Origin of the sequence: Mesorhizobium sp. M6A.T.Ce.TU.002.03.1.1 (assembly GCF_003997275.1) — a bacterium.
In the GTDB taxonomy this organism is placed as follows: domain Bacteria; phylum Pseudomonadota; class Alphaproteobacteria; order Rhizobiales; family Rhizobiaceae; genus Mesorhizobium; species Mesorhizobium mediterraneum.
On record NZ_RZTI01000019.1, the window covers coordinates 62,241 to 72,883 of the forward strand.

General features: G+C 60.9%; 11 protein-coding genes. 6 read left to right on the forward strand and 5 right to left on the reverse strand.

The window, feature by feature from the left end; translation table 11 throughout:
• Positions 1 to 143 precede the first annotated feature (143 nt).
• Positions 144 to 986 carry a 3-methyl-2-oxobutanoate hydroxymethyltransferase gene (gene panB / locus EOC93_RS08930; RefSeq protein ID WP_127204415.1) on the forward strand — a complete coding sequence of 281 codons (843 nt, stop codon included), beginning with the start codon at positions 144 to 146 and terminating at the stop codon, positions 984 to 986.
• Positions 983 to 1,834, forward strand: a complete 852-nt coding sequence (gene panC, locus EOC93_RS08935) for a pantoate--beta-alanine ligase (protein WP_126106752.1) — start codon at positions 983 to 985, stop codon at positions 1,832 to 1,834. Before panB ends, panC begins: the two co-directional genes overlap by 4 nt.
• 5 nt (positions 1,835 to 1,839) lie before the next feature.
• Here panC and EOC93_RS08940 read toward each other — a convergent pair whose 3' ends face one another.
• A complete protein-coding gene (locus EOC93_RS08940; RefSeq protein ID WP_126106753.1) occupies positions 1,840 to 2,292 on the reverse strand; it encodes a phasin in 453 nt (150 codons plus the stop codon).
• Positions 2,293 to 2,771: 479 nt separating this feature from the next.
• Here EOC93_RS08940 and EOC93_RS08945 point away from each other — a divergent pair, with 479 nt between their 5' ends.
• On the forward strand, positions 2,772 to 4,169 hold the full coding sequence (locus EOC93_RS08945) for a glycosyltransferase family 39 protein (RefSeq protein ID WP_164759085.1): 1,398 nt from the start codon (positions 2,772 to 2,774) through the stop codon (positions 4,167 to 4,169).
• A 73-nt stretch (positions 4,170 to 4,242) separates the two neighbouring features.
• On the opposite strand, the gene EOC93_RS08950 is transcribed toward EOC93_RS08945, so the two are convergent.
• The 4 genes from EOC93_RS08950 to EOC93_RS08965 all read right to left on the reverse strand — a co-directional run bounded on the left by EOC93_RS08950 (position 4,243) and on the right by EOC93_RS08965 (position 7,856).
• The gene (locus EOC93_RS08950) at positions 4,243 to 4,731 is read right to left on the reverse strand and encodes a GNAT family N-acetyltransferase (protein WP_126107510.1); all 489 of its coding nucleotides are present in this window, start codon (positions 4,729 to 4,731) and stop codon (positions 4,243 to 4,245) included.
• 4 nt (positions 4,732 to 4,735) lie between these two features.
• A complete protein-coding gene (gene gatB, locus EOC93_RS08955) occupies positions 4,736 to 6,235 on the reverse strand; it encodes an Asp-tRNA(Asn)/Glu-tRNA(Gln) amidotransferase subunit GatB (RefSeq protein WP_126106755.1) in 1,500 nt (499 codons plus the stop codon).
• Between the two features lie 163 nt (positions 6,236 to 6,398).
• The gene (locus tag EOC93_RS08960) at positions 6,399 to 6,830 is read right to left on the reverse strand and encodes a CBS domain-containing protein (protein WP_023798170.1); all 432 of its coding nucleotides are present in this window, start codon (positions 6,828 to 6,830) and stop codon (positions 6,399 to 6,401) included.
• A 285-nt stretch (positions 6,831 to 7,115) separates the two neighbouring features.
• Entirely contained in the window at positions 7,116 to 7,856 is a 741-nt protein-coding gene (locus EOC93_RS08965) for a rhomboid family intramembrane serine protease (RefSeq protein WP_127204416.1), read from the reverse strand.
• 395 nt (positions 7,857 to 8,251) lie between these two features.
• Here EOC93_RS08965 and EOC93_RS08970 point away from each other — a divergent pair, with 395 nt between their 5' ends.
• The 3 genes from EOC93_RS08970 (at position 8,252) to EOC93_RS08980 (ending at position 10,503) form a co-directional block, all read left to right on the forward strand.
• Positions 8,252 to 8,890: a PAS domain-containing protein gene (locus EOC93_RS08970; RefSeq protein ID WP_127204417.1), complete on the forward strand. Its 639-nt coding sequence runs from the start codon at positions 8,252 to 8,254 to the stop codon at positions 8,888 to 8,890.
• Positions 8,891 to 9,007: 117 nt separating this feature from the next.
• On the forward strand, positions 9,008 to 9,625 hold the full coding sequence (locus EOC93_RS08975) for a PilZ domain-containing protein (RefSeq protein WP_095489502.1): 618 nt from the start codon (positions 9,008 to 9,010) through the stop codon (positions 9,623 to 9,625).
• Positions 9,626 to 9,894: 269 nt separating this feature from the next.
• The gene (locus EOC93_RS08980; protein ID WP_095489503.1) at positions 9,895 to 10,503 is read left to right on the forward strand and encodes a transglutaminase-like cysteine peptidase; all 609 of its coding nucleotides are present in this window, start codon (positions 9,895 to 9,897) and stop codon (positions 10,501 to 10,503) included.
• Positions 10,504 to 10,643 lie beyond the last annotated feature (140 nt).

Genomic DNA, 10,643 nt, shown 5'->3' on the forward strand with positions numbered 1-10,643 from the left:
ATTCGTTGCGCATCTCATCGAGAACGACGCTTATAGCGATTTCGCGCCTGCCGGACGCATGCTTGCCAAGTTTGTTTCGTCTCCCTAAAGCTCTGCGCGCCCCGTGCGGGTACATGGTTGACCGGTCTTGAGGGAGATGAAGCTTGGCTCCGTACGCATCCGACCCCGAGCTGCGGATCAGTGCCAGCTCCATTCGCCTGCGCAAGGGCGGCGTGCCGATCGTCTGCCTCACCGCCTATACCTATCCCGTCGCGCGCCTGCTCGACGATCATGTCGACCTCCTTCTGGTGGGCGACAGCGTCGCCATGGTCCTGCATGGCCACAAGACCACGCTGGGCGCCTCGCTTGAGATGATGATCGCCCATGGACAAGCGGTGATGCGGGGTTCAGCCAGGGCCTGCGTGGTGGTCGACATGCCGGCCGGCAGCTATGAGGCAACGCCGGCGCAGGCAATCGCCTCGGCTCGGCGGGTCGTTGGCGAAACCAGTTGCCAGGCGGTCAAGCTGGAGGGCGGCGTCACAGTTGCCCGGCAGATTGCGGCGATCGTCGCTGCCGGCATTCCGGTCATGGGACATATCGGCTTGCAGCCGCAATCGGTGGAAAGCGACGGCGGCTACAGGATCAAGGGCCGGACCGAGGAGAATGTGGCCGCCCTTTATCGCGACGCGGACGCGGTCGAAAAGGCCGGCGCGTTTTCGGTGGTCATCGAAGGCACCGTCGAGACCGTCGCTGCCGACATCACCCGGCACATTTCCATTCCAACCATCGGCATCGGCGCCAGCGGCGACTGCGACGGCCAGATCCTGGTCATCGACGACATGGTCGGCCTGACCGTCGATCGCGTGCCGAAATTCGTCAAGCAATATGCCGACCTGCGCAGCGTCATATCGCATGCGGCGTCCAGCTATGCAGCGGAGGTGCGAAGCCGAACTTTTCCGGGCCCAGACCACGTCTTTTCCGCCGCAGCCGACAAGAACAAAGCATGAGCACGCCTCTCGTTGTCGACAGCGTCGCCGCCCTTCGCGCGCAGATCCGCGACTGGCGCCGCGATGGCCTCAGCGTTGCCATGGTGCCGACCATGGGAGCGCTGCATGACGGCCATATCTCGCTGGTGGAGATCGCGCTCGAAAAGGCCGATCGCTGCGTTGTCTCGATCTTCGTCAACCCGACGCAGTTCGCGCCGAGCGAAGACCTCGACAAATATCCGCGCCAGCTCGCCCGCGATCTCGACCGGCTGGCCGAGGCCGGCGCACAACTCGTCTTCACCCCTGATGTTACGGAGATGTATCCGGCCGGCTTCGCCACGAGGATCTCGGTCGGTGGGCCGGCCGCCGGGCTGGAATCGGATTTCCGGCCGACCTTCTTCGACGGCGTCGCCACGGTCGTGGCAAAGCTCTTCCTGCAGGCGTTGCCCGACTGTGCCGTCTTTGGCGAAAAGGACTACCAGCAGCTTTGCGTCGTCAGGCAGCTCTGCCGTGACCTCGATCTGCCGGTGGACATCATCGGCGCGCCAACGGTACGCGACGCGCATGGCCTCGCCATGTCGTCACGCAACGCTTATCTGGGCAAGGCCGAGATCGAGGTGGCGCGCCAGCTCAACGTCATTTTGCGCCGGGCAGCAGTGGCACTTGCGGCCGGCAGTGACGAAGGCAGCGCGACCGCCGAGGCCAGCCGCGCGCTCGTCAAGGCTGGCTTCGACAAAGTCGACTATGTCGCGGCGCGCGAGAGCCTGACGCTCGCCCCGTGGCGACGAGACCGTGCCGGACGCCTGCTCGCGGCCGCCTGGTTGGGCAAGACCAGGCTGATCGATAATGTGGAAGCTCCCTCCGCCTAGGCCAATCAGGCGACCTTGAGATCCTTCAACGCCTTCTCGTAGACATCTTTGATCGGCTTGGATACGTCTTCGGCGGCTTTCGTAGCCGCCGCCTGAAACTCCTTGCCCTGCTCGACGGTCTTTTCCACCTGCTTGCGCAAGAAGGCAGTCTGCAGTTCGATGAACTCGGAGGGCGATTTCACGGCAACCAGGGCTTCGAGGTGAGAAAAGCTGGCCTCAGCATTTGCGCGCAGCGCGGCGATCGTCTTCAGCGATAGCTCATTGCTAGCGGTCTTGGCTGTTTCGATGGATGACTCGAGAGCCTTCTGGGTCGCCTCGGCGCCGGTCGCCAATTTCGATAAGGCTTCTTTCGACTGCTCGACGCCCTTTTCGGCGACAGCGCGGAACTGATCGGTTACCTCGGTCGGGACTTCTGCGTTCTCGATGATTTCAGCAGTTTTGTCGGCGGTCTTGGTCATAGTTTCCATCCTTTGCAGTGGGCGGCCTTTTAGAAAAAGCCGTCTCGTTCATTTAGGAACCTGACGTTACGGCATCTGCAGTGCATTGCAATATTTTTGTGCATCGCACCATGCCTTTTTTGCCTCAGCGTTAGCCACTGCTGAATTCTTACCGGGCGTGTTTTGCGGACGACAGCTGAGAAAGTATTCAGGCAAGAATTGCAAAACAGTGGCCCGCTTCAAGCGCGCCTGTCCGACACACGGTTCGGCCCGGCGATGTGGGGGACTTGAGCCGCAACAGATGCCACGGCGGAAGATCGGGTGTGACACCGTTGCCACGCTTTTCTGGGACAAAGATGCATGGCTGATTCCCAAAATCCGCAGCATCAGGCCGGCTCCGTTACAATTCGGCCAAAATCATGGTGCGGTCCTGCGCGCTCCAGGAGCGCTGCATCATGCTCGGCTGGAAAGAGAACGATTTCTGGCGCGGATCCTCAATCTTGATACCAGCATTTGTCGAGCGGCTGCTCCCCTATCTGTTCGCGCTTGCATTGATCTGCATCGCGGTCGCCTTCCGGCCGCTGCTGCCTGTCGATGAAACGCGATATCTCAGCGTCACCTGGGAGATGTATCTGAGCGGAAAGATCTTCGTTCCGACGATGAATTTCGCGCCCTATCTGCAAAAGCCGCCGCTGCTGTTCTGGCTTATCGATCTGGTCTGGGACATTTTTGGCGTAAGCCGGGTTGCCGCGATGCTCGTTATCTTCGTTGCCTCGTCGCTCGTCATCTGGCTGACGACTCGTCTGGCAAAAACCCTCTTTCCCGGACGCGACGACATCGCAGGCCGTGTCCCCTGGCTGGTCGCGGGAAGCATCGTCTTCGTCATTTATTCGACCCTGATCCTGTTCGACATGCTGCTGACGGTCTTCGTGCTTGCCGCGCTTTTGTCGTTGCTTGCCTTTGCCAGGAGCGGCAACCGCTGGCACGCCGTGCTGGCGGGATTATTCATCGGGCTGGGTGTCTTGACGAAAGGTCCGGTGGTGCTCATCCATGTCGGCGCCCCCATCCTGCTCCATCCATTCTGGCGCGATCGGCAGGCCGGACTGGCGACGCCGAAATTCTTCGCTGGGGTAGGCCTGGCAATTCTCGCCGCATTGATCCCGGTGGCGATGTGGCTAGTGCCGGCGACCATCCTGACTAAAGGCAACTTCGTCTACGACCTTGTCTGGAACCAGTCGGCAGGGCGTGTCACCGGCAATCTGCACAACTCCCATCACCGGCCGTTCTATTTCTACGTCGTGCTGATGCCGATCATGCTCATACCGTGGATCTTCATACCCGAAATATGGCGGCTGAGGCTGGGCGCCCGGATACGTGGCCTAATCGACACGAGATCGCCAGACCTGCGCGCGCTGCGCCTGCTGTCGTTCTCGTTCGTCGCGGTTTTACTGGTCTTCAGCGCGATATCCGGCAAGCAGCCTCACTATGTGGTGCCGATCCTGCCATTTGCGACCATCCTGTTCGGGTATTTCATGGCGGAGATCCCACTAGCGAGGCTCAGAAACTCGGCCTTCATCCTGCTTGCCATTTTCGGCATCGGCCATGCCGTAGCATCAGCGACCGTTTTCAAACGTGACGATCTCATGCCGCTGGCCAACTTTATCGACGAGCGAAAGAATGCGGATTGGGCTGTCGCCTTCGACTACCAGGACGAGGTCGGCTTCCTTGCCCGATTGCAGAAGCCGTTCGAAAGCACCGACAATCCCGAGGAATGGCTTCGTTCCCATCCTGGCGGCTATGTCATCGACAAATCCAAGGACCCTGGGACATCGGAGCAAATCGCTTTCCGCGTTCGCGTCGAACGAGGCTATCTTGTCGTCCTCAAGGGCCAACACTGACGGCGTGGCTGCGCGCAATCGACCGGCGCTGCCCATGAAACGCAACCGACTGCGACGTGTCCGGCAGACAAGTCTAGCCGATCGTCTTCTCGAAAATCAGCGCCGGCAGCCCTGAGCCACCGCCGCAGTCGGTGGTGTTGCCGGCGGGCAAAAACCCTTGCGAGCGGTAGAAGGCGACGGCCGGAGCGTTTGCCTCTTCCACTTCGGCACGCAGCGTCCGCGCCTCCGGAAAGCTGGCCTCGACCTCCTCCAGCAGCGCCTGGCCGATCCCTTGCCGCTGGCAGGCCGGATGCACGTAGAGCTGGTTCAGCATGACGATCTTCGCATCCTTGGTGGTTGCCGCGAAAGCCATGCCGCCGATGCGCTTGCCGTCGTCCGCGACCAGGAATTCGGAGTTCGGCCGTGTCAGCCGCGCCTTGAGCGAGGCGATCGAATGCCATTCGTCTGTGATCTCGGTGACTTTGGCAGCACCATAGATGTTGTCGTAGGTGGCGTGCCACGTTTCGACCAGCAACGCGCGGACCGCGGCAAGATCGCGCTCGCCGGCGGTGCGAACGAACATCATCCTATTCGATCCCGAGCTTGGCCTTGACGAGGTCGTTGACCGCTTGGGGGTTGGCCTTGCCGCCTGTCGCCTTCATCACCTGGCCGACGAACCAGCCGGCCATGGTCGGCTTGGCGCGCGCCTGCTCGACCTTGTCGGGATTGGCTGATATCACCTCGTCGACCGCCTTTTCGATGGCGCCGGTGTCGGTGACCTGCTTCATGCCGCGGCTTTCGACCAGTTGGCGCGGATCGCCGCCCTCGCTCCAGACGACCTCGAACAGATCCTTGGCGATCTTGCCGGAGATAGTGCCCTCTTTGATCAGGTCGATGACCGCGCCGAGCTGATCAGGCGAAACCGGAGCATTTTCAATACCCTTGCCGGCCTTGTTCAACGCACCCAGCAAATCGTTGATGACCCAGTTGGCGGCAAGCTTGCCATCGCGACCAGCGGCCACCTTCTCGAAATAGTCGGCAACCGCCTTTTCCGATACCAAGATCGAGGCGTCGTAGGTCGACAGGCCAAGCGAGGAGATCAGCCGTGCCTTCTTGGCGTCGGGCAGTTCAGGCAGATCCTTTGCCAGCGCATCGACATAGGCTTGGTCGAATTCCAGCGGCAGAAGGTCGGGATCCGGGAAATAGCGGTAGTCATGCGCTTCTTCCTTGGAACGCATCGAGCGCGTCTCGCCCTTGTTGGGGTCGAACAGCCGCGTTTCCTGGTCGATCTTGCCGCCGTCCTCCAGAATGGCGATCTGGCGGCGCGCCTCGTAGTCGATAGCCTGGCCGATGAAGCGGATCGAGTTGACGTTCTTGATCTCGCAGCGCGTGCCGAATTCGCCGCCGGGCCGGCGCACCGAGACGTTGACGTCGGCGCGCAGCGAGCCTTCGTCCATATTGCCGTCGCAAGTGCCGAGATAACGCACGATGGTACGCAGCTTGGTCACATAGGCCTTGGCCTCGTCGGCGGAGCGCATATCGGGCTTGGAGACGATCTCCATCAGCGCCACGCCGGAGCGGTTGAGATCGACGTAGGACATGGTCGCATGCTGGTCGTGCATCGACTTGCCGGCATCCTGCTCCAGGTGCAGGCGCTCGATGCCGACCTCGATGTCCTCGAACTCGCCCTGCCGGTCCGGACCGACCGAAACGATCACCTTGCCCTCGCCAACGATCGGCTGTTTGAACTGCGAGATCTGGTAGCCCTGCGGCAGGTCGGGATAAAAATAGTTTTTCCGGTCGAAGACCGATTTGTGGTTGATCTCGGCCTTCAGCCCGAGGCCGGTGCGGATCGCCTGTTTGACGCATTCCTCGTTGATGACCGGCAGCATGCCCGGCATCGCCGCATCGACGAGGCTGACATTGGCGTTCGGCGGCGCGCCGAAAGCCGTCGAAGCGCCGGAGAACAGCTTAGCCTGCGAAGTCACCTGCGCGTGGACCTCGAGGCCGATGATGATTTCCCAGTCGCCGGTGGCGCCTGATATCAAGCGTTTGGCTTCTGGCGTGCGGGTGTCGATGAGGGTCATAGTGGCCTGCGAACTTTCGGTGGCGGATTCACATCTGAACGTGAATTCCGCCACGCCGGACGTGAAAGTCATTCGCTAGTGCAAACCACGAAAAGAGACAAGCGCAAAGCCGAAGCTGGCGCTTTCGCACCGAGTCTCGCCGCCGCCGTCGCTCTCGCCGCATTCAGGCCGTCGCGATGTAGGCCCTGATCTCGGCTGCCTCGCGCTCGACATCCTCGATGCGCCGCTTGACCACGTCGCCTATGGACACGATGCCGTCGAGCAGGCCGTCCTTTTCCACCGGCAGATGGCGGAAACGGCCACTGGTCATGATCTCCATGACCTCGTTGACGGTGTGGTTCTCATTGCAAATCTTCACCTTGGGCGTCATCGCCGAACGCACCGCGATGTCCAGTGCGGCGGCTCCTTCCCTGGCGAGGACCCGCACGACGTCGCGCTCGGAAAGAATGCCGACGATCTTGTGATCGCCATTGGTGATGACCAGCGCACCGATCCTGTGCTCGGCCAGGATGCGAATGGCCTCGCTCAGCTTTTCGTTCGGCCCGAGCGTCAACACGTCATGGCCTTTCTGCTCGAGAATTGCCTTAACAGTCATGGCGTCCTCCTCTGTTTTACTTGCCGGTTCCTGCCCTGACCGGCTTTCCTCCTGCACATGACCCCGAAAATCGGCCTCGATTTTCGGAAAAGATCATGCGCCAAATCAAAGTTTCTACAGCGTCCTTTGCGCGTCCAAGAGGACGCGCGGCGCTGTAGTGAACATCGTGCGCCGCGATCGATTGCATTTCAAGTGCGGCGTCTTAATGCGCATCGCATGTCGTTGTCCCAAAACCGCTGCGCACCCTCGGTTCAAGACCGAGGGCATGCTTTTGGGCGACATGCTTCAGGCCATGGACTCATCCGCCTGCTGCCGCCGATCGAAAACGCGCAGGCCGAAGAAGCCGGCGACAAAACCGCCAATATGGGCCTCCCAGGCGATCTGGCTGTCGATGCCGGGCGCGAAGGCAACGAGGCCGGTGACGAGATTGATCAACATCCAGATGGCGAGAAAAGTCATAACGCCGCGCGAGCGGAACACCGCCGCCATCGGCAGCGGCGCGCCGGCGAAGGCGGCTTTGCCGGACGAGCGGTCGATGCGGAAGCCAAAGCGGGCGGCGGCCCCCATCATGCCGGAAATCGCTCCCGATGCGCCGACCAGCGGCGCCTGGCCGAGCGGATGCACGGCCCAGAACAGCACCACCGCCGCCAGCCCCGTCGCCGCGAAGAACAGACTGAAACGAAGCGCGCCGAATCGATTCGCCAGTGGCGAGCCGAAAGCCGCCAGCCACACCATGTTGATGGCTAGATGAGCGAAGCCGCCATGCAGGAAGGCATAGGTGAAGGGGCTCGAAAACGCGTAGAAATCGAGGTCGAAGCGACCGGAATAGCGGATCGGGATGAAGGCAGTCCGGATCAGCAGCGAGAAATCCTGGTCGTCGGTGAGCCAATAGAACCGGATCAGGTGAACGGCGACGCAGATGCCGATCACCGCCAGCACAACGGGTGGCATGTTGAATACCGGCTCGCGGCCGATAGGTCTGCCCTCGCCCTGTTCGATTTCCGATGGGCTTGCTGGTTCGCTCATATGCCTTGCACTCAGTCGCTCGCCTTCGCGAGCATGTAGATCACGGTCACCCGATTCACAAAGGGCGAATCGCCGCGAATCGCTTGGGCGCGAATCAAAAAGAAGCCGTCCAAGGTTGCCCTTGAACGGCTGGTCGAGCCCCCACGCTCCCCAAAACTCTTGACTGAAGTGCTGCCGATCGCTGCGAAACGACCGCTTCTGGAGTGGTTTTAGCGTGCCACGGGCTTGGGTGGGGCGCAACGTAAACCACTTGTTAACCTTAACGACCCCGACCCGTGAACAAGTGTTAACGATGCTGGCACGCATCCTGCTCCGCAACGCATGTAGGTCCTCGGAGGGCGCCCTTCTGTTCACCGATGGGACATCAGACGACAGATTGCGCGGAGCAGCATAGCATGAACCAGAACGGATCGATCACGCTGTTCCATTATTGGAACCGGTTGCGTGACGGGCGCCCTGCCCCGAAGCGTTCGGAAGTCGAGCCAGCCGACATCAAGTCGCTGCTGGCCGACACATTCATCCTGGAAAAGGATACACGCGGCGAGGCGGTGTTCCGGCTCGCCGGCACAAGACTTTGCGCGGTCTATGGCCGTGAGCTCAAGGGGTTTTCCTTCCCGTCGCTGTGGCGGGGGAAGGACCAGCGGCTTGTCTCAAAACTGATCCATGGGGTCTTCGACCAGAAATCCGTGGTGCTCATCACTTATGAAGGTTTCAGCCGCGGCGACCGTTCCAACAAGTTCGAGCTGCTCGCTCTGCCGCTCGACGGCGGCGTCGAAAACCCGCGCTGCCTCGGTGTGATAAGCGCCGCTGAAAAACCCTTCTGGCTGGGCGCGGATCCGATCACCGACGCCTTGATCGATTCGATCCGCATCGTCGATCCGGAGAAGGAACCGATATTCCCCAAGAACCGGCCGGCCATCGACGTCCCCTCGCTTGTCCCGTTGGATCTCGATCCGCCCCAGACGATTTCGGCGCTCGGCCAGGCGCGCCGCATCCGCCATCTGGTCGTGTTCGACGGCGGGCGCGAGGAATAATCGCGAACGCTAAAGTAACGGTGCCAGGCTTTCCCCTTTGTTAACCTGCTTTGCTGTAGTTTTCCGCTGAAGTTCCTCGCATCAACGCGCGGAATGCCAGACGGGGTGTAGGCAGTCATGAGGTCAGCGGCGGTCGACACCGCGCCGTCCCAAGCTGAAAGGCGTAACTTTCAGCGCGTCCGCGTGAAGATCTATGGGCGCTTCATGCTGGAGGATCGCACCGAACATCCGTGCCAGGTGGTCGACATGTCGCCGGGCAATGTTGCGCTTCGCACGGAGCGCATCGGCATGCCGGGCGAGAAGGTCATCGCCTATATCGATCACATCGGCCGCATCGAAGGCGTCGTCACTCGTATCTTGCAGGATGGTTTCGCGATGACGGTCATCGCGTCGGAACGCAAGAAGGACAAGCTTGCCGCGCAATTGACCTGGCTTGCCAACAAGCATGAGCTCGATCTGCCGGAAGACCGCCGTCACGAACGCGTGGCGCCGCGCAATCCGACCAGCGTGCTTCAGCTCGCCGACGGGCGCCAGTACCAGTGCCGCATCATCGACCTGTCGCTTTCGGGCGCCGCGGTCGAGATCAACGTCAAGCCGGCAATCGGCATCCAGGTCATGCTGGGCACGATGCGCGGCCAGGTCGTGCGCCATTTCGAGGACGGCGTCGCCATCGAGTTCGCCGTCGTCCAGCGGCCCGAAACGCTCGATTCCGAATTCAACGCATCCGGCACCTGACAAACAACAACATATTATCGCAATCAGACCGGCCCATTCGGCCGGTTTTTTCGTTGTTCCGCACCGGCCGACGCGACTTGCCAACCGATGCCGCGCCAAGGCGTCGCGCCGTGCCGATGCAGCTCCGCGAAAATGCCTCAACAATTTTATACTGAAATGATTCAAATTTTACGTTTATTCTACAGGCGTTTTACTTAATATCTACTTCGAGCCTTTGCGTCGAATAAATCCAATCGTGTCATTGTCTCCTCAAACGGGGAGACTGGACGATGAAGAAGACGAGGGGCAAGCTGTTGCTCTTGGCAATGGCGATGCAGCTTACCGCCTGGGGAACGGCGTACGCAGCGGGACCAGCCTTCATGCACACTGGCAGCCGCACCACACAGCCGGTCGGCCATTACGAGTTCTGCCAGAAGATTCCGCAGGAATGCAATGAGCGCACGCCTAAGCAGGCACCGGTCGAGCTGACACGCAAGCTGTGGGCGAAAATCGTGAGCATCAACAATTCGGTCAACACCAGGATCACGCCGCGCACCGACATGGAACTGTGGGGCAAGGAAGAAGTCTGGTCCTATCCCAACAGCGGCTTCGGCGACTGCGAGGACTATGCGCTGGAAAAGCGCCGCGCGTTGATGAACATCGGCATACCGGCCGGCGACCTGCTGATGACGGTTGCGCGCCAGCCGAACGGAGACGGCCATGCGGTGCTGACCGTGCGCACCAGCCTTGGAGAGTTCATCCTCGACAATCTGGAGACCAGGGTGCTGTCCTGGACCAACACCGACTACACCTACCTGAAGCGCCAATCGAGCCAGAATTCGGGCGCTTGGGTAACGATCAACGACGGCCGCTCCGACGCGGTCGCCAGCGTCCGCTAAGGACGCCAATGCATGTCGCCCAAAGTGCGCAGCGGTTTTGGGATAACGACATGCATAAAACAGAGGTTAAGCGCGTCGCATGAATGCGACGCGCTTAAGGAGAAAACCCGGTCGAGTCCCCACCCTCCCCGTCCCCAACG

Bases quoted from the DNA above. Each gene is read 5' to 3' on its own strand.
- EOC93_RS08970 (WP_127204417.1), top strand. From the start codon at position 8,252: ATGAACCAGAACGGATCGATCACGCTGTTCCATTATTGGAACCGGTTG.
- panC (WP_126106752.1), top strand. From the start codon at position 983: ATGAGCACGCCTCTCGTTGTCGACAGCGTCGCCGCCCTTCGCGCGCAG.
- gatB (WP_126106755.1), bottom strand. From the start codon at position 6,235: ATGACCCTCATCGACACCCGCACGCCAGAAGCCAAACGCTTGATATCA.
- EOC93_RS08950 (WP_126107510.1), bottom strand. From the start codon at position 4,731: ATGTTCGTTCGCACCGCCGGCGAGCGCGATCTTGCCGCGGTCCGCGCG.
- EOC93_RS08965 (WP_127204416.1), bottom strand. From the start codon at position 7,856: ATGAGCGAACCAGCAAGCCCATCGGAAATCGAACAGGGCGAGGGCAGA.
- EOC93_RS08975 (WP_095489502.1), top strand. From the start codon at position 9,008: ATGAGGTCAGCGGCGGTCGACACCGCGCCGTCCCAAGCTGAAAGGCGT.
- EOC93_RS08980 (WP_095489503.1), top strand. From the start codon at position 9,895: ATGAAGAAGACGAGGGGCAAGCTGTTGCTCTTGGCAATGGCGATGCAG.
- EOC93_RS08940 (WP_126106753.1), bottom strand. From the start codon at position 2,292: ATGACCAAGACCGCCGACAAAACTGCTGAAATCATCGAGAACGCAGAA.
- EOC93_RS08960 (WP_023798170.1), bottom strand. From the start codon at position 6,830: ATGACTGTTAAGGCAATTCTCGAGCAGAAAGGCCATGACGTGTTGACG.